We start from the raw sequence: 17236 nt of genomic DNA on the forward strand, positions 1-17236 counted from the left end.
CTCACTAAACTGTCGATACGTACAGTATAGGGTTTTTATACAGTGCACGGAAGTGGTGACGGTGTAACTCTTTCTCTTAAATTGGCGATTAATCCGTCAGTTGAATGCAAATTCAGATAAAGAACCAGGGGCAGTGTGATCACTGCCCCCTGGTCATTAACCGAGAAGGTCTTTTGCGGTGAGTTCTGTCAGCGATGAGAGTTTGACGTTTGCTAATACAAAACGTGGATCATTTTGCGCTTCTGGCGCAGGAACGACGATGGAACGCATGCGGGCTGCTTTAGAGGCGATCATGCCATTTACCGAATCTTCCAGTGCCACGCAGGTCAGAGGGTCAACCCCCAGTTTTGCTGCGCAGTCGAGATATACTTGCGGATGCGGCTTGCTGTAAGGCAATTTTTCAGCCGAGGCGAGGGCATCGAAACTGTCGCGTAAATCAAACATGGTCAATACTTTTTCCAGCATATGCAGCGGTGACGCGGAGGCCAGCCCCACCAATAAACCTTGTTCTTTGCATAACGCAACGGCTTCACGCACACCTGGCAATAATGGACGTGTCTCTTCAACCAGTGAAATAGCACGGGCAATAACTTGTTCTACTACTTCCTGACGGCTTGGCCCATTCCAGGGTTGCCGGGCGTACCAAAGATCGACCACCATATCGATGCGTAAACCTAAGGTGTCCGGCAGCTCGTTACGACGGGAGATATCCACCCCCAGGCTTGCCATCACATCCAGTTCGGCTCGATCCCATAAAGGTTCTGAGTCGATAAGTAATCCATCCATATCAAAAATTGCAGCAAGAATCTGACGCGGGGTTGACATTACAACCTCTCCTTTAGAGCATTATATGTAAGGTATTAAGCCGTGCTTATGATTAAGCGCCTATCATATCGCCTTTAAAGAATGGGCGAAAACAGATATCTACAGGTAAACTAAGTGAAACGACGCGTCTTAATCAAGGAGAACTCATGACGTATCAACAAGCTGGACGCATTGCTGTTTTGAAAAGGATTTTGGGTTGGGTGATTTTTATACCTGCATTGATCTCTACATTGATTTCTTTGCTGAAATTTATGAATACCCGGCAGGAAAACCAGGAAGGCATTAATGCGGTCATGCTCGACTTTACTCATGTCATGATCGATATGATGCAGGCGAATACGCCTTTTTTGAATCTGTTCTGGTACAACTCTCCGACGCCAAATTTTAATGGTGGCGTGAACGTTATGTTCTGGGTGATTTTCATCCTGATTTTTGTCGGACTGGCGTTGCAGGATTCCGGAGCCCGGATGAGTCGCCAGGCGCGCTTCTTGCGGGAAGGTGTTGAAGATCAACTCATTCTGGAAAAAGCCAAAGGGGAAGAGGGGCTAACGCGTGAACAAATTGAGTCACGTATTGTTGTTCCGCACCATACTATTTTCCTGCAGTTTTTCTCGCTGTATATCCTGCCGCTTATTTGTATTGCTGCAGGTTATGTGTTCTTTTCTCTGCTTGGGTTTATTTAATCAAAAGGCCGCACGGAGCGGCCATTATCCTCAACCCATATCATGCTGCTAATAATCTATCCAGTGACTGCTGAGCAATAACCAAATGCTGACCGCCAAATAACCTTGCACGATTTAACAGCGTGTAGAGTTGGTAAACCGGTTGACGTTCAAGGAAATCGGCAGGTAGCGGGGATACTGACTGATAGCCGTCATAGATTTGTGGCGGCTGTTCAGTATGCAGCGGTAACATCGCCAGGTCGCACTCTCGGTCACCCCAGTAACAGGCCGGGTCGAAAATGTACGGGCCATCCGGACCCAGCGCACAGTTGCCGGACCATAAATCGCCGTGCAACAGAGAAGGCTGCGGTTGATGCGAGGCGAGACGCTGCTGAATATGCTCGACGATGGCATCGATATTGCCGAAAGCGATCCCTTTTTCTGCCGCCAGTTCCAGCTGCCAGCCAATCCGTTGTTCAGCAAAAAAAGTTGACCAGCGACGTTGCCAGGTGTTGGGCTGTGGAGTTGTGGAGAGCGCGTTATCGAAATCGAGGCCAAATTGTGGTTGGTCGCTCCATTGATGTAAACGCGCAATTTGCTGACCAAGAATAAATGCACTATGCGCATCCAGCGGGCGAGGTGGGAGATAATCCATCACCAGAAAACTGTAGTCACGGTCAGCGCCAACTGCCCAAACCTTAGGCACGGTGACGGTTTTACTACGCGACAGTAACTCCAGTTGGTCGGCTTCGGCGGTAAAACCGGGAAGCAGTTCCCTTTCATCACATTTGACGAAAAAGTCACGTCCTGCATAGCGCAAATGCCATGCGGCATGGACTTCTCCGCCAGGCAGTTCATTACGCAGTTCGATTTCGCCTTCACCTAACTGCTCGCTCAAAAGACGACTGATTGCCTGCCACATGATGTCTCTCCCATGTTGTCTGCCAGATCATAAGGTTAGCGCAAGAATGCGGTGTAAAAACACGAGCTAACGCACACCACAGACTGATTATTGCCCAAAAACCATTTATTTTCTGTTGCTATTCCATTCCTCCCAGGTCGTGATGGTGATTTCAGGATCTTTGCCGGTTGCACTGTGGGTAAGCCCCGAAACCAGTTCTCTAATTTCTTCTTCACTTTGGGTACTGATAAGTCCAAAAGTGTTAGTCCCCAGCTCATGGATATTGCCATCATCATCCGTCATGGTGAGCAAAAAACCGTCGCGAGTCAGGTAATTATTCAACTCGTTAATTTCAGTCAATGTATCCTCATGCAACATGACGGTTATTACATAACGGACAAGATCGCCACTGGCCATAGTTCACCCCTTTGTTATCACATGACTTTTGAGCATAGTCGGAGAAACGCGTTGCCGACAGGTTGGTGGTGATTCCCCCAATGCTGGGGGAATGTTTTTGTTAGCGGGAAAGGTACGCGTAAATTTTTTGCGTATCGTCATGGGAGCACAGGCGTGTTCCCTGGTTGAGTGTGGCTGCACTCCCCGCAGCTACGCCAAAACGGACCATCTCTTCAAGAGAGGCATTTTCTGCCAGTTTAAGTGTCATCGCGCCGACCATGCTGTCACCAGCGCCAACGGTACTCTGGCTTTTCACCGGTGGTGGCACCACCTGAATGCAGTTTTCACTATCAACGCCCAGCGCCCCTTGTGGACCCAGGGAAACGACAACCCGTTTGGCCTTGCCGCTATTAACGATTTCCTGCGCGGCTTTGCGGACATCGTCTGGCTGGGTGAGTTCGCGATTTACCAGCGCACTGAGTTCTTTTTGGTTAGGCTTAACCAACTCGATGTTACCAATCGCCAGTGCTGCACTTAACGCTTCGCCAGAACTGTCGACGATGCAGCGGATCCCTTGTTTTTGCGCAGCGGAAATCAGTTGGGTTAATTTTTCCAGCTTCACACCTGGCGGCAGGCTTCCGCTTATGACCAGGATGGCCCCGGATTCAATTTCCAGAACTTGCTCTTCGAGCTGGCGAAACTCATCTTCATTTAATGCCGCGCCTGGCATAACAAAACGATACTGCTCACCGCTTGCTTCCACATGTACGTGTAAATTCTGCCGGGTCCAGTCTTTGGCTTCTACAGTAGCGACGGGGACATTTTCATGCGCCAACAGTGAAACCAGATGTTCGCCGGTCGCGCCACCCGCCGGGAAGATCGCTGTGGCAGTGCCTCCAAGATGGGCAATGGCGCGGGCGACGTTGATGCCGCCGCCACCGGGTTCGAACACCGGTGCGGTACAGCGCAGTTTTCCTTCGGGATAAATTTGCGGGGTAATTGTTGCGCTATCAAGAGAGGGCGCAAGTGTCAACGTATAGATACGTACCATCATTTCCTCCTATAGGCTGATTTCAGTCTGGCACCGAATCAGCGGAAAGTGAAGAAATTAACAATATGATTTATTGGAGCTTTATTTAAAATTTTGCAGATAAATATATATAAATAAAAATCTGTTTTCGCCACATGCTTATTCAAAAAATGAAATAAGAATACATTGCTAAGTTATTCGCGCCTTTTTATAATTCGTTACCTTTCCAGGGACGCTAATCTTTGATCCTTAAGAAAGTTTCCGGGACCGCGATGGTCTCTTTTTTTGTTGTACGGACTCTTGATAAATGAAGCTTTTGAAGACAGTTCCTGCCATCGTTATGTTGGCGGGGGGCATGTTTGCGTCACTGAATGCAGCTGCCGATGATTCCGTTTTTACTGTCATGGACGATCCTGCCAGCGCTAAAAAACCTTTCGAAGGTAATCTGAACGCAGGATATCTTGCACAATCAGGCAATACGAAAAGCTCCTCACTTACGGCTGACACCACTATGACCTGGTATGGACAAACCACTGCCTGGTCGCTGTGGGGGAACGCCAGTAATACTTCTTCTAATGATGAGCGTTCTTCAGAAAAATATGCGGCGGGCGGGCGTAGCCGTTTTAATTTAACTGATTATGACTATTTATTTGGTCAGGCAAGCTGGCTGACAGACCGTTATAACGGCTATCGAGAGCGCGATGTGTTGACCGCGGGTTATGGTCGCCAGTTTTTGAATGGCCCGGTACACAGTTTCCGCTTTGAATTCGGCCCTGGTGTGCGTTACGACAAATATACCGACAATGCCAGTGAAACCCAGCCGCTGGGCTATGCCTCCGGGGCTTATGCATGGCAGTTGACTGACAACGCTAAATTTACGCAGGGTGTTTCGGTCTTTGGCGCGGAAGACACAACGCTGAACTCCGAAAGCGCATTAAATGTTGCTATTAATGAACATTTTGGACTGAAGGTGGCTTACAACGTTACATGGAACTCTGAACCTCCAGAGTCTGCACCGGAACATACCGATCGTCGGACAACCTTATCGTTGGGTTACAGCATGTAAAATTATCTGCCGGACCGTGTTATGCGGTCTGGCTGTTTTCGTTTGTCACTGCTCAGCCCCAAATCATTGCTGCCCAACGTACCAACAACATAGCGCCACAGATTGCCAGTAGCACCACCACCATCTTCCAGTGTTTTTTATCAAAGCGTTTAGTCGGCATACCAGTGTCCTGCATATCTCTTGTGCGTGATAACGGAGTGTAACAAAAGGGACAGGCATCAAGGGATTTTTTGTTATTACAGTCGTCGGGTGGCGTTGTACACCTGGTCACTGTTTCTGCATTTTATGAAAAAAATTATGTATCGATATACAAATATCATAAATAGCGGGTTATAAATACGTCTTTAGTTCATCAGCACTAAAACTCAGGCTTTGGCTGATTACATTTATAGCAGCATAATATGTTTCTACAGTTTTATGATGATTATGATGAATGGCTATATGAACAGCTGACATGTTGTCATGATTTTTAGCGGCCAACAGTGTAAATAACTGACGTTGGCTAAAAGAATATTTTTTCAAAAGTACCCAACGTTGATATATAAGATAACACGACATCTTTACTTACTGACAAAGTATGATTGTCTATATATAAAATCGCGGACATATGACTGACATTGTTTGCCATCATTCGACAGAAGAAAATATCTAAAGCAAAGCCAAAATCCTGACTCGCGATAACGCGACTCCTTGCAAGAGGATGGCGAAGTAATGCTCTGAATTCCGCGTCCCGGACTAAGGAAACATGCTGCTGTATGGATTCAACAGAGGAGTAATGTTTAATCAGGTTGACTTTGCCTTTTCCATTTCTCAATGAATCAAGGGCGTATTTTAATGACAGATGGCGACAAAAAATAGTGTCAGAAGGAGATTGCAAAAAAATGCACTATCATTGAGATTTACTGTTGGCTGTATGGTTTTTTCTCTATGAATTTTTTTGGACAGTTTCATGCAATGGTTACGTTTTTCGGCAGTTAACTGTTCCTGTTCAATATAATCCAGTATGCTTCGCAAATGGTTAGCTTTAATCGGCGTGGTTTCCAGGAATAAGGAAATGATTTCTTTTTTATAGTGTAATGTAATGAGTGTATTTTCTGCATGGATGGGTGAAGTGGCAAAGTTAATGATAAAAAGGGCAGTGGTATAACAATTGTGTGATATTTTTTCGACAGCTTGCGGTAAATTCCTGAGTAACACAGTATGACAGCATCGAACTTAAATAAGAGGTATCAAGTAGGGTGATGAGCTGGCGCGCAAATTGATTAATAGGCTCTGATGAAGGCGTTAGTATGTCGCTATCGATGTGCATTCTAAGAGGAGACTCATAATGAGTTCTGATAATGATATCGTTTTTACTCATAATCTATTCGCCTTATATATGTCTGGAGATTTTGAGGATGATGATTGATTATTATCGCCAGAACGAAATGCGCACGAAAAATTGCTATAAGAATTGTGTCACTTTTATCATTGCGATATGACTACTTCGTCATTAATCTCATGATCGTTTAAATACTACCGCCAAATCACGCAACGAACTTTGCTGGATTCAGTTTATGCTGCTGTAAATCCGCTCGTAGTAAACCTTTCAGACACTCTGTGATGTTATCAGTGGTTCTTTAAGCGTTTTGCTGGTGTACTCACTACAAACGAATTGCGAATCGAATCAATGTGAAACGGAAAGGTACAATCTCCCTTTTTTTAGTGTTAACATCGTTCAACCGGGTGGAAGGTGAGAGGTTAATGTCTTTCATTTGTGTACCTGATTGCGGACCAATTTAGCATTTGTTGGCTAGATGGTTTCGCAATGAACTGTTAATAAACAAATTTTTCTTTGTATGTGATCTTTCGTGTGGGTCACCACTGCAAATAAGGATATAAAATGCCTGTTATAACTCTTCCTGATGGCAGCCAACGCCATTACGACCACGCTGTAAGCCCCATGGATGTTGCGCTGGACATTGGTCCAGGTCTGGCGAAAGCCTGTATCGCAGGGCGCGTTAATGGCGAACTGGTTGATGCTTGCGATCTGATTGAAAACGACGCACAACTGTCGATCATTACTGCCAAAGACGAAGAAGGTCTGGAGATCATTCGTCACTCCTGTGCGCACCTGTTAGGGCACGCGATTAAACAACTTTGGCCGCATACCAAAATGGCAATCGGCCCGGTTATTGACAACGGTTTTTATTACGACGTTGATCTTGACCGCACGTTAACCCAGGAAGATGTCGAAGCACTCGAGAAGCGGATGCATGAGCTTGCTGAGAAAAACTACGACGTCATTAAGAAGAAAGTCAGCTGGCATGAAGCGCGTGAAACTTTCGCCAACCGTGGGGAGAGCTACAAAGTCTCCATTCTTGACGAAAACATCGCCCATGATGACAAGCCAGGTCTGTACTTCCATGAAGAATATGTCGATATGTGCCGCGGTCCGCACGTACCGAACATGCGTTTCTGCCATCATTTCAAACTAATGAAAACGGCAGGGGCTTACTGGCGTGGCGACAGCAATAACAAAATGTTGCAACGTATTTACGGTACGGCGTGGGCAGACAAAAAAGCGCTTAACGCTTACCTGCAACGCCTGGAAGAAGCCGCGAAACGCGACCACCGTAAAATCGGTAAACAGCTCGACCTGTACCATATGCAGGAAGAAGCGCCGGGTATGGTATTCTGGCACAACGACGGCTGGACCATCTTCCGTGAACTGGAAGTGTTTGTTCGTTCTAAACTGAAAGAGTACCAGTATCAGGAAGTTAAAGGTCCGTTCATGATGGACCGTGTCCTGTGGGAAAAAACCGGTCACTGGGACAACTACAAAGATGCAATGTTCACCACGTCTTCTGAGAACCGTGAATACTGCATTAAGCCGATGAACTGCCCGGGGCACGTACAAATTTTCAACCAGGGGCTGAAGTCTTATCGCGATCTGCCGCTGCGTATGGCCGAGTTTGGTAGCTGCCACCGTAACGAGCCGTCAGGTTCGCTGCATGGCCTGATGCGCGTGCGTGGTTTTACCCAGGATGACGCGCATATCTTCTGTACTGAAGAACAAATTCGCGATGAAGTTAACGGATGTATCCGTTTAGTCTATGATATGTACAGCACTTTTGGCTTCGAGAAGATCGTCGTCAAACTCTCCACTCGTCCTGAAAAACGTATTGGCAGCGACGAAATGTGGGATCGTGCTGAGGCGGACCTGGCGGTTGCGCTGGAAGAAAACAACATCCCGTTTGAATATCAACTGGGTGAAGGCGCTTTCTACGGTCCGAAAATTGAATTTACCCTGTATGACTGCCTCGATCGTGCATGGCAGTGCGGTACAGTACAGCTGGACTTCTCTTTGCCTTCTCGTCTGAGCGCTTCTTATGTAGGCGAAGACAATGAACGTAAAGTACCGGTAATGATTCACCGCGCAATTCTGGGGTCGATGGAACGTTTCATCGGTATCCTGACCGAAGAATTTGCTGGTTTCTTCCCGACCTGGCTTGCGCCAGTTCAGGTTGTTATCATGAATATTACCGATTCTCAGTCTGAATACGTTAACGAACTGACGCAAAAACTATCAAATGCGGGCATTCGTGTTAAAGCAGACTTGAGAAATGAGAAGATTGGCTTTAAAATCCGCGAGCACACTTTGCGTCGCGTCCCATATATGCTGGTCTGTGGTGATAAAGAGGTGGAATCAGGCAAAGTTGCCGTTCGCACCCGCCGTGGTAAAGACCTGGGAAGCATGGACGTAAATGAAGTGATCGAGAAGCTGCAACAAGAGATTCGCAGCCGCAGTCTTAAACAATTGGAGGAATAAGGTATTAAAGGCGGAAAACGAGTTCAAACGGCGCGCCCTAACCGTATCAATGGCGAAATTCGCGCCCAGGAAGTTCGCTTAACAGGTCTGGAAGGCGAGCAGCTTGGTATTGTGAGTCTGAGAGAAGCTCTGGAGAAAGCAGAAGAAGCCGGAGTAGACTTAGTCGAGATCAGCCCTAACGCCGAGCCGCCGGTTTGTCGTATAATGGATTACGGCAAATTCCTCTATGAAAAGAGCAAGTCTTCTAAGGAACAGAAGAAAAAGCAAAAAGTTATCCAGGTTAAGGAAATTAAATTCCGTCCTGGTACAGATGAAGGCGACTATCAGGTAAAACTCCGCAGCCTGATTCGCTTTCTCGAAGAGGGTGATAAAGCCAAAATCACGCTGCGTTTCCGCGGTCGTGAGATGGCGCACCAGCAAATCGGTATGGAAGTGCTTAATCGCGTGAAAGACGATTTGCAAGAACTGGCAGTGGTCGAATCCTTCCCAACGAAGATCGAAGGCCGCCAGATGATCATGGTGCTCGCTCCTAAGAAGAAACAGTAAGGCCTTCAAGTAGCACTGTCTGTGGAGCCTTTGGGCTTCACAGGCATTGTTCGCCTTTGTTTCGTTTATTAACAATGCGAAGTGGAAGTTATTAAAATGCCAAAAATTAAGACCGTACGCGGTGCTGCTAAGCGCTTCAAAAAAACCGGTAAAGGTGGTTTTAAGCACAAGCACGCTAACCTGCGTCACATTCTGACCAAAAAAGCGACCAAACGTAAACGTCACCTGCGTCCGAAAGCCATGGTTTCCAAAGGCGATCTGGGCCTGGTAATCGCGTGCCTGCCGTACGCATAAGCCGTTAACGTTTTTAACTTTTTAATTAGAATATAGATACAGGAGAGCACATATGGCTCGCGTAAAACGTGGTGTTATTGCACGCGCACGTCACAAGAAAATTTTGAAACAAGCTAAAGGCTACTACGGTGCGCGTTCTCGCGTATACCGCGTTGCCTTCCAGGCTGTTATCAAAGCTGGTCAGTATGCTTACCGCGACCGTCGTCAACGTAAGCGTCAGTTCCGTCAACTGTGGATTGCGCGTATCAACGCAGCAGCACGTCAGAACGGTATTTCTTACAGCAAATTCATCAATGGCCTGAAAAAAGCCTCTGTTGAAATCGACCGTAAGATCCTGGCTGATATCGCAGTATTCGACAAAGTAGCGTTCACCGCTCTGGTTGAAAAAGCGAAAGCAGCTCTGGCATAAGCCAGTTGAAAGAGGGAGCTAGTCTCCCTCTTTTCGTTTCAACGCCATCAAAACATTGACTTTTATCGCCGTAGCCTTTTCAATAAAGGTCTTTTGAAGAGTACCAAAAGGTAACGCAAGCAATGAATGCTGCTATTTTCCGCTTCTTTTTTTACTTTAGCACCTGACTCCAGGAGGCTAGCGCGTGAGAAGAGAAACGGAAAACAGCGCCTGAAAGCCTCCCAGTGGAGGCTTTTTTTGTATGCGCGTTTTGAAAAATAAAAAGCCTGTCTCATCAGGCGTAATTGTCGCAGCCAGTCTGGACACGGCCAGCGCGGAGAAACCGGAGCGTACTTAAGTACGTGAGGATTTCGAGCACTGCCCGGGACCAAAATGGCAAGTAAAATAGCCTGATGGGATGGGCTCTAAGTCCAACGAACCAGTGTCACCACTGACACAATGAGGAAAAACATGTCACATCTCGCAGAACTGGTTGCCAGTGCGAAGGCGGCCATTAGCCAGGCGTCAGATGTTGCCGCGTTAGATAATGTGCGCGTCGAATATTTGGGTAAAAAAGGGCACTTAACCCTTCAGATGACGACCCTGCGTGAGCTGCCGCCAGAAGAGCGTCCGGCAGCTGGTGCGGTTATCAACGAAGCGAAAGAGCAGGTTCAGCAGGCGCTGAATGCGCGTAAAGCGGAACTGGAAAGCGCTGCACTGAATGCGCGTCTGGCGGCGGAAACGATTGATGTCTCCCTGCCGGGTCGTCGCATTGAAAACGGCGGGCTGCATCCGGTGACCCGTACCATCGACCGTATCGAAAGTTTCTTCGGTGAGCTTGGCTTTACCGTGGCAACCGGGCCGGAAATCGAAGACGATTATCATAACTTCGATGCTCTGAACATTCCTGGTCACCACCCGGCGCGCGCTGACCACGACACTTTCTGGTTTGACGCTACCCGCCTGCTGCGTACCCAGACCTCTGGCGTACAGATCCGCACCATGAAAGCCCAGCAGCCACCGATTCGTATCATCGCGCCTGGCCGCGTTTATCGTAACGACTACGACCAGACTCACACGCCGATGTTCCATCAGATGGAAGGTCTGATTGTTGATACCAACATCAGCTTTACCAACCTGAAAGGCACGCTGCACGACTTCCTGCGTAACTTCTTTGAGGAAGATTTGCAGATCCGCTTCCGTCCTTCCTACTTCCCGTTTACCGAACCTTCTGCAGAAGTGGACGTCATGGGGAAAAACGGTAAATGGCTGGAAGTACTGGGCTGCGGGATGGTGCATCCGAACGTGCTGCGTAACGTTGGCATCGACCCGGAAGTTTACTCTGGTTTCGCCTTCGGGATGGGGATGGAGCGTCTGACCATGTTGCGTTACGGCGTCACCGACCTGCGTTCATTCTTCGAAAACGATCTGCGTTTCCTCAAACAGTTTAAATAAGGCAGGAATAGATTATGAAATTCAGTGAACTGTGGTTACGCGAATGGGTGAACCCGGCGATTGATAGCGACGCGCTGGCAAATCAAATCACGATGGCGGGCCTGGAAGTTGATGGTGTAGAACCGGTTGCCGGTAGCTTCCACGGCGTGGTCGTTGGTGAAGTGGTTGAGTGTGCACAGCATCCGAACGCTGACAAACTGCGTGTGACAAAAGTGAATGTCGGCGGCGATCGCCTGCTGGACATCGTCTGCGGTGCGCCAAACTGCCGTCAGGGCCTGCGTGTGGCGGTAGCGACCATTGGTGCTGTTCTGCCGGGTGATTTCAAAATTAAAGCCGCGAAACTGCGTGGCGAACCGTCTGAAGGGATGCTGTGCTCCTTCTCTGAGCTGGGAATTTCTGACGATCATAACGGCATTATCGAGCTGCCTGCGGATGCGCCGATTGGCACCGACATCCGCGAATACCTGAAACTCGATGACAACACCATCGAAATTAGCGTGACGCCAAACCGTGCCGACTGCTTAGGTATCATTGGTGTTGCGCGCGACGTTGCCGTGTTGAACCAGCTGCCGCTGGTTGAACCGGAAATCGTTCCGGTTGGTGCGACCATCGACGACACGCTGCCGATTGCAGTAGAAGCGCCGGATGCCTGCCCGCGCTATCTTGGCCGTGTGGTAAAAGGCATTAACGTTAAAGCGCCAACTCCACTGTGGATGAAAGAAAAACTGCGTCGTTGCGGGATCCGTTCTATCGATGCAGTTGTTGACGTCACCAACTATGTGCTGCTCGAACTGGGCCAGCCGATGCACGCTTTCGATAAAGATCGCATTGAAGGCGGCATTGTGGTGCGGATGGCAAAAGAGGGTGAAACGCTGGTATTGCTCGATGGTACTGAAGCGAAGCTGAATGCTGACACCCTGGTCATCGCCGACCACAACAAGGCGCTGGCGATGGGCGGCATCTTTGGTGGCGAACACTCTGGCGTGAATGACGAAACGCAAAACGTCCTGCTGGAATGCGCTTTCTTCAGCCCGCTGTCTATCACCGGTCGTGCTCGTCGTCATGGCCTGCATACTGATGCGTCTCACCGTTATGAGCGTGGCGTTGATCCGGCACTGCAGCACAAAGCGATGGAACGTGCGACCCGTCTGCTGATCGACATCTGCGGTGGTGAAGCGGGTCCGGTAATTGATATCACTAACGAAGCAACGCTGCCGAAGCGTGCAACCATCACTTTACGTCGTAGCAAACTGGATCGCCTGATCGGCCATCATATTGCTGATGAGCAGGTAACAGACATTCTGCGTCGTCTCGGCTGCGAAGTGACCGAAGGCAAAGACGAGTGGCAGGCAGTTGCGCCGAGCTGGCGTTTCGACATGGAGATTGAAGAAGATCTGGTCGAAGAAGTCGCGCGTGTTTACGGCTACAACAACATCCCGGATGAGCCGGTACAGGCAAGCCTGATTATGGGGACTCACCGTGAAGCTGACCTGTCGCTCAAGCGCGTAAAAACGCTGCTCAACGACAAAGGCTATCAGGAAGTGATCACCTACAGCTTCGTTGATCCGAAAGTGCAGCAGATGATCCATCCAGGCGTTGAAGCCTTACTGCTGCCAAGCCCGATCTCTGTTGAAATGTCAGCAATGCGTCTTTCTCTGTGGACCGGCCTGCTGGCAACCGTGGTGTACAACCAGAACCGTCAGCAGAATCGTGTACGCATTTTCGAAAGCGGTCTGCGTTTCGTGCCAGATACTCAGGCACCGTTGGGTATTCGTCAGGATCTGATGTTAGCCGGTGTGATTTGCGGTAACCGTTACGAAGAGCACTGGAACCTGGCAAAAGAGACCGTTGATTTCTATGATTTGAAAGGCGATCTTGAATCCGTTCTCGACCTGACCGGTAAACTGAATGAGGTTGAGTTCCGTGCAGAAGCGAATCCGGCACTGCATCCGGGGCAATCCGCAGCGATTTATCTGAAAGGTGAACGTATTGGTTTTGTTGGGGTTGTTCATCCTGAACTGGAACGTAAACTGGATCTTAACGGTCGCACTCTGGTGTTCGAACTGGAGTGGAACAAGCTCGCAGACCGCGTGGTGCCTCAGGCGCGCGAGATTTCTCGCTTCCCGGCGAACCGTCGTGACATCGCGGTGGTGGTCGCAGAAAACGTTCCCGCAGCGGATATTTTATCCGAATGTAAGAAAGTTGGCGTAAATCAGGTAGTTGGCGTAAACTTATTTGACGTGTACCGCGGTAAGGGTGTTGCGGAGGGGTATAAGAGCCTCGCCATAAGCCTGATCCTGCAAGATACCAGCCGTACACTCGAAGAAGAGGAGATTGCCGCTACCGTCGCCAAATGTGTAGAGGCATTAAAAGAGCGATTCCAGGCATCATTGAGGGATTGAACCTATGGCGCTTACAAAAGCTGAAATGTCAGAATATCTGTTTGATAAGCTTGGGCTTAGCAAGCGGGATGCCAAAGAACTGGTTGAACTGTTTTTCGAAGAGATCCGTCGCGCTCTGGAAAACGGCGAACAGGTGAAACTCTCTGGTTTTGGTAACTTCGATCTGCGTGATAAGAATCAACGCCCGGGACGTAACCCGAAAACGGGCGAGGATATTCCCATTACAGCACGGCGCGTGGTGACCTTCAGACCCGGGCAGAAGTTAAAAAGCCGGGTCGAAAACGCTTCGCCCAAAGACGAGTAATCTGATCTAACTAAAAAGGCCGCTCTGCGGCCTTTTTTCTTTTCACTGTCGAAGAGTCACCGTAAAATCAACGCCATGACACTTCAGCAGAACGGATACCATGCTGACACTTGCCCGCCAACAACAGCGACAAAATATTCGCTGGTTATTATGCCTGTCAGTTTTGATGCTGCTGGCGCTTCTCTTAAGCCTTTGCGCCGGTGAACAATGGATTTTGCCAGGTGACTGGTTTTCTCCTCGTGGCGAACTATTCGTCTGGCAAATTCGCCTGCCACGTACGCTGGCTGTATTGCTGGTTGGTGCGGCGCTGGCTATATCCGGCGCTGTAATGCAGGCGTTGTTTGAAAATCCTCTGGCAGAACCTGGACTACTTGGCGTCTCTAACGGCGCAGGCGTGGGGCTTATCGCCGCGGTATTACTTGGGCAAGGGCAACTCCCCAACTGGGCGCTAGGGCTGTGTGCGATTGCTGGCGCGCTTATCATCACTTTAATACTCTTACGTTTCGCTCGTCGTCATCTTTCGACCAGTCGGTTATTGCTGGCTGGCGTTGCATTAGGGATTATCTGTAGCGCACTAATGACGTGGGCTATCTACTTTTCCACCTCTGTTGATTTACGTCAGCTGATGTACTGGATGATGGGCGGTTTTGGCGGCGTAGACTGGCGGCAAAGCTGGCTGATGGTGGCATTGATCCCCGTATTGTTGTGGATCTGTTGTCAGTCCAGGCCGATGAATATGTTAGCACTTGGCGAGATCTCGGCGCGGCAACTGGGTTTACCCCTGTGGTTCTGGCGCAATGTGCTGGTGGCAGCGACCGGCTGGATGGTTGGCGTCAGTGTGGCGCTGGCGGGTGCTATCGGCTTTATTGGTCTGGTGATCCCACATATTCTCCGGCTGTGTGGTTTAACCGATCATCGCGTATTACTTCCCGGCTGCGCGCTGGCAGGGGCGAGCGCATTGCTGCTGGCCGATATTGTAGCGCGCCTGGCATTAGCTGCCGCAGAGCTGCCAATTGGCGTGGTCACCGCAACGTTGGGTGCGCCGGTGTTTATCTGGTTATTGTTAAAAGCAGGACGTTAGCCGCAAAAGACGGTCTATGATTAAAAGCTAAGATTTTTACTGACCACACCCAGGAGAAACGATGCAAGATTCCATTCTGACGACCGTAGTGAAAGATATCGACGGTGAAGTGACCACGCTGGAGAAGTACGCCGGTAATGTGCTGTTGATTGTCAATGTCGCCTCAAAGTGTGGCTTAACGCCGCAATATGAGCAGTTGGAGAATATTCAGAAAGCCTGGGCTGATCGTGGTTTTGTGGTGCTGGGATTCCCGTGTAACCAGTTTCTGGAGCAAGAACCGGGTAGCGATGAAGAGATTAAAACTTACTGCACCACCACATGGGGGGTGACGTTCCCGATGTTCAGTAAGATTGAAGTTAATGGCGAAGGACGCCATCCGCTGTATCAAAAATTGATTGCCGCAGCGCCGACTGCAGTCGCGCCGGAAGAGAGCGGATTCTATGCCCGTATGGTCAGCAAAGGTCGTGCACCGCTGTACCCTGATGATATTTTATGGAATTTTGAGAAATTTTTAGTTGGCAGGGACGGAAAGGTCATCCAGCGTTTTTCCCCGGATATGACGCCGGAAGATCCCATTGTGATGGAAAGCATTAAACTGGCGTTGGCAAAATAATGTCTATTGTGATGCAGTTACAGGATGTTGCGGAATCCACCCGCCTGGGGCCGCTTTCTGGCGAGGTTCGGGCTGGGGAGATCCTGCACCTGGTGGGGCCGAATGGCGCGGGTAAGAGTACCTTACTGGCGCGAATGGCCGGAATGACCAGCGGTAAGGGAAGCATTCAGTTCGCGGGGCAACCACTGGAAGCATGGTCTGCAACAAAGCTCGCGCTGCATCGCGCCTATCTTTCACAACAGCAGACGCCGCCGTTTGCAATGCCGGTCTGGCACTACCTGACACTGCATCAGCACGATAAAACGCGTACCGAACTACTGAATGATGTCGCAGGGGCGCTGGCTCTTGATGACAAACTCGGACGTAGCACCAATCAACTTTCCGGCGGTGAATGGCAACGCGTACGTCTTGCTGCGGTGGTGCTGCAAATCACACCACAAGCCAATCCCGCAGGCCAATTGCTGCTTCTTGATGAGCCGATGAACAGTCTTGATGTTGCGCAACAAAGCGCCTTAGACAAAATTCTGAGCGCGCTGTGTCAGCAAGGACTGGCGATTGTGATGAGCAGTCACGATCTCAACCACACATTGCGTCATGCGCATCGGGCGTGGTTGCTAAAAGGTGGAAAAATGCTGGCCAGTGGACGCAGAGAAGAGGTGCTCACGCCGGCAAATCTGGCGCAGGCCTATGGGATGAATTTTCGCCGTCTGGATATCGAAGGTCACAGAATGCTGATTTCGACCATCTGATTTCATTAGTATCTTGAAAATCGGGTAATTACGACGCTAAATTAATGCAAGAATAAAAAACAGAGGAACCGTACGGAATGCGTTTCTGCCTTATTTTGATCACAGCACTGTTTCTGGCCGGGTGTAGCCACCATAAAGCACCGCCGCCAAATGCCAGACTTTCTGATTCGATTACCGTTATTGCCGGTTTGAACGACCAGCTACAAAGCTGGCATGGCACGCCGTATCGTTATGGTGGCATGACGCGGCGCGGTGTGGACTGTTCGGGATTTGTGGTTGTGACGATGCGCGATCGTTTCGATTTGCAGCTGCCCCGTGAAACCAAGCAACAAGCCTCTATTGGCACGCAAATTGATAAAGACGAGTTGCTGCCAGGTGACCTGGTCTTTTTCAAAACGGGTTCCGGACAAAATGGTTTGCATGTAGGTATTTACGATACCAACAACCAATTTATCCACGCCTCTACCAGCAAGGGAGTGATGCGTTCCTCACTTGATAATGTCTATTGGCAGAAAAATTTCTGGCAGGCGAGACGAATCTAGTATGTCGAAAAATGGACGGCGATGATACATCGCCGTCCATTTACTCCTGAATACAGTAGTATTTTGCAGACAAAAATTCCGTAAATGGATTATTCGTTTATAATCAGGATAATCTAAAAAAAGGACCCCTGAAAAAGTGGTTAACATGGAACAAATGAAAGTTACTCCTTC

The 17236-nt window shown here is 49.1% G+C and carries 19 protein-coding genes, 1 pseudogene and 1 other annotated feature; of the genes and pseudogenes, 14 read left to right on the top strand and 6 right to left on the bottom strand.

The genetic code is table 11. The features are described from left to right. Window positions 1-156: 156 nt before the first annotated feature. Window positions 157-825: a hexitol phosphatase HxpB gene (gene hxpB / locus HBM92_RS10895; RefSeq protein WP_000106821.1), complete on the bottom strand. Its 669-nt coding sequence runs from the start codon at window positions 823-825 to the stop codon at window positions 157-159. A 146-nt stretch (window positions 826-971) separates the two neighbouring features. On the opposite strand from hxpB, the gene HBM92_RS10900 reads away from it, so the two are divergent. Beyond that, window positions 972-1508: a YniB family protein gene (locus HBM92_RS10900; RefSeq protein ID WP_000222171.1), complete on the top strand. Its 537-nt coding sequence runs from the start codon at window positions 972-974 to the stop codon at window positions 1506-1508. Between the two features lie 40 nt (window positions 1509-1548). On the opposite strand, the gene HBM92_RS10905 is transcribed toward HBM92_RS10900, so the two are convergent. From HBM92_RS10905 to pfkB, 3 genes are all read right to left on the bottom strand, one after another. Further along, window positions 1549-2409, bottom strand: a complete 861-nt coding sequence (locus HBM92_RS10905; RefSeq protein WP_000267670.1) for a fructosamine kinase family protein — start codon at window positions 2407-2409, stop codon at window positions 1549-1551. A gap of 105 nt (window positions 2410-2514) precedes the next feature. Next, a complete protein-coding gene (gene ghoS, locus HBM92_RS10910; RefSeq protein ID WP_000146146.1) occupies window positions 2515-2805 on the bottom strand; it encodes a type V toxin-antitoxin system endoribonuclease antitoxin GhoS in 291 nt (96 codons plus the stop codon). 100 nt (window positions 2806-2905) lie between these two features. Beyond that, entirely contained in the window at window positions 2906-3835 is a 930-nt protein-coding gene (pfkB, locus tag HBM92_RS10915) for a 6-phosphofructokinase II (RefSeq protein WP_001298221.1), read from the bottom strand. Window positions 3836-4121: 286 nt separating this feature from the next. Here pfkB and HBM92_RS10920 point away from each other — a divergent pair, with 286 nt between their 5' ends. Continuing rightward, window positions 4122-4880, top strand: coding sequence for a YdiY family protein (locus HBM92_RS10920; protein WP_000771396.1), 759 nt, complete (start codon window positions 4122-4124; stop codon window positions 4878-4880). Between the two features lie 52 nt (window positions 4881-4932). On the opposite strand, the gene yniD is transcribed toward HBM92_RS10920, so the two are convergent. Next, window positions 4933-5040 (bottom strand): small membrane protein YniD, encoded by a 108-nt coding sequence (yniD, locus tag HBM92_RS10925; RefSeq protein ID WP_001313892.1) that lies wholly within the window; start codon window positions 5038-5040, stop codon window positions 4933-4935. A gap of 170 nt (window positions 5041-5210) precedes the next feature. Then, window positions 5211-6240 (bottom strand): annotated as a pseudogene (locus tag HBM92_RS10930) (ShET2/EspL2 family type III secretion system effector toxin). A 522-nt stretch (window positions 6241-6762) separates the two neighbouring features. On the opposite strand from HBM92_RS10930, the gene thrS reads away from it, so the two are divergent. The 12 genes from thrS to HBM92_RS10990 all read left to right on the top strand — a co-directional run bounded on the left by thrS (window position 6763) and on the right by HBM92_RS10990 (window position 17065). After that, window positions 6763-8691, top strand: coding sequence for a threonine--tRNA ligase (gene thrS, locus HBM92_RS10935; RefSeq protein ID WP_001144202.1), 1929 nt, complete (start codon window positions 6763-6765; stop codon window positions 8689-8691). 3 nt (window positions 8692-8694) lie between these two features. Beyond that, window positions 8695-9237, top strand: coding sequence for a translation initiation factor IF-3 (gene infC, locus HBM92_RS10940; RefSeq protein WP_001700733.1), 543 nt, complete (start codon window positions 8695-8697; stop codon window positions 9235-9237). A 96-nt stretch (window positions 9238-9333) separates the two neighbouring features. After that, window positions 9334-9531 carry a 50S ribosomal protein L35 gene (gene rpmI, locus HBM92_RS10945; protein WP_001124225.1) on the top strand — a complete coding sequence of 66 codons (198 nt, stop codon included), beginning with the start codon at window positions 9334-9336 and terminating at the stop codon, window positions 9529-9531. A 52-nt stretch (window positions 9532-9583) separates the two neighbouring features. Further along, window positions 9584-9940, top strand: coding sequence for a 50S ribosomal protein L20 (gene rplT, locus HBM92_RS10950; protein ID WP_000124850.1), 357 nt, complete (start codon window positions 9584-9586; stop codon window positions 9938-9940). A gap of 116 nt (window positions 9941-10056) precedes the next feature. Next, window positions 10057-10181, top strand: a sequence feature (Phe leader region). Then, entirely contained in the window at window positions 10063-10107 is a 45-nt protein-coding gene (pheM, locus tag HBM92_RS10955) for a pheST operon leader peptide PheM (RefSeq protein WP_001386830.1), read from the top strand. It overlaps the preceding feature by 45 nt. A 209-nt stretch (window positions 10182-10390) precedes the next feature. Then, window positions 10391-11374, top strand: coding sequence for a phenylalanine--tRNA ligase subunit alpha (pheS, locus tag HBM92_RS10960; protein ID WP_000018588.1), 984 nt, complete (start codon window positions 10391-10393; stop codon window positions 11372-11374). Window positions 11375-11388: 14 nt separating this feature from the next. Next, window positions 11389-13776, top strand: a complete 2388-nt coding sequence (gene pheT, locus HBM92_RS10965; protein ID WP_000672322.1) for a phenylalanine--tRNA ligase subunit beta — start codon at window positions 11389-11391, stop codon at window positions 13774-13776. A 4-nt stretch (window positions 13777-13780) separates the two neighbouring features. After that, on the top strand, window positions 13781-14080 hold the full coding sequence (gene ihfA / locus HBM92_RS10970; RefSeq protein ID WP_001229265.1) for an integration host factor subunit alpha: 300 nt from the start codon (window positions 13781-13783) through the stop codon (window positions 14078-14080). A gap of 100 nt (window positions 14081-14180) precedes the next feature. Then, the gene (btuC, locus tag HBM92_RS10975) at window positions 14181-15161 is read left to right on the top strand and encodes a vitamin B12 ABC transporter permease BtuC (protein WP_000956506.1); all 981 of its coding nucleotides are present in this window, start codon (window positions 14181-14183) and stop codon (window positions 15159-15161) included. Window positions 15162-15222: 61 nt separating this feature from the next. Then, window positions 15223-15774 carry a bifunctional thioredoxin/glutathione peroxidase gene (gene btuE / locus HBM92_RS10980; RefSeq protein WP_001154183.1) on the top strand — a complete coding sequence of 184 codons (552 nt, stop codon included), beginning with the start codon at window positions 15223-15225 and terminating at the stop codon, window positions 15772-15774. Continuing rightward, on the top strand, window positions 15774-16523 hold the full coding sequence (btuD, locus tag HBM92_RS10985) for a vitamin B12 ABC transporter ATP-binding protein BtuD (RefSeq protein ID WP_000029464.1): 750 nt from the start codon (window positions 15774-15776) through the stop codon (window positions 16521-16523). The genes btuE and btuD overlap by 1 nt, the downstream gene beginning before the upstream one ends. Before the next feature lie 77 nt (window positions 16524-16600). Further along, window positions 16601-17065, top strand: a complete 465-nt coding sequence (locus tag HBM92_RS10990) for a C40 family peptidase (protein WP_001209785.1) — start codon at window positions 16601-16603, stop codon at window positions 17063-17065. Window positions 17066-17236 lie beyond the last annotated feature (171 nt).

The organism is Escherichia sp. E.sYA108 (assembly GCF_011754335.1).
GTDB lineage: Bacteria > Pseudomonadota > Gammaproteobacteria > Enterobacterales > Enterobacteriaceae > Escherichia > Escherichia coli.

Coding starts and splice junctions, on each gene's coding strand:
- rpmI (WP_001124225.1), top strand. CDS start 9,334: ATGCCAAAAATTAAGACCGTACGCGGTGCTGCTAAGCGCTTCAAAAAA.
- btuD (WP_000029464.1), top strand. CDS start 15,774: ATGTCTATTGTGATGCAGTTACAGGATGTTGCGGAATCCACCCGCCTG.
- ihfA (WP_001229265.1), top strand. CDS start 13,781: ATGGCGCTTACAAAAGCTGAAATGTCAGAATATCTGTTTGATAAGCTT.
- pheT (WP_000672322.1), top strand. CDS start 11,389: ATGAAATTCAGTGAACTGTGGTTACGCGAATGGGTGAACCCGGCGATT.
- HBM92_RS10990 (WP_001209785.1), top strand. CDS start 16,601: ATGCGTTTCTGCCTTATTTTGATCACAGCACTGTTTCTGGCCGGGTGT.
- hxpB (WP_000106821.1), bottom strand. CDS start 825: ATGTCAACCCCGCGTCAGATTCTTGCTGCAATTTTTGATATGGATGGA.
- thrS (WP_001144202.1), top strand. CDS start 6,763: ATGCCTGTTATAACTCTTCCTGATGGCAGCCAACGCCATTACGACCAC.
- HBM92_RS10900 (WP_000222171.1), top strand. CDS start 972: ATGACGTATCAACAAGCTGGACGCATTGCTGTTTTGAAAAGGATTTTG.
- ghoS (WP_000146146.1), bottom strand. CDS start 2,805: ATGGCCAGTGGCGATCTTGTCCGTTATGTAATAACCGTCATGTTGCAT.
- rplT (WP_000124850.1), top strand. CDS start 9,584: ATGGCTCGCGTAAAACGTGGTGTTATTGCACGCGCACGTCACAAGAAA.
- yniD (WP_001313892.1), bottom strand. CDS start 5,040: ATGCCGACTAAACGCTTTGATAAAAAACACTGGAAGATGGTGGTGGTG.
- btuC (WP_000956506.1), top strand. CDS start 14,181: ATGCTGACACTTGCCCGCCAACAACAGCGACAAAATATTCGCTGGTTA.
- pheS (WP_000018588.1), top strand. CDS start 10,391: ATGTCACATCTCGCAGAACTGGTTGCCAGTGCGAAGGCGGCCATTAGC.
- HBM92_RS10920 (WP_000771396.1), top strand. CDS start 4,122: ATGAAGCTTTTGAAGACAGTTCCTGCCATCGTTATGTTGGCGGGGGGC.
- pfkB (WP_001298221.1), bottom strand. CDS start 3,835: ATGGTACGTATCTATACGTTGACACTTGCGCCCTCTCTTGATAGCGCA.
- btuE (WP_001154183.1), top strand. CDS start 15,223: ATGCAAGATTCCATTCTGACGACCGTAGTGAAAGATATCGACGGTGAA.
- HBM92_RS10905 (WP_000267670.1), bottom strand. CDS start 2,409: ATGTGGCAGGCAATCAGTCGTCTTTTGAGCGAGCAGTTAGGTGAAGGC.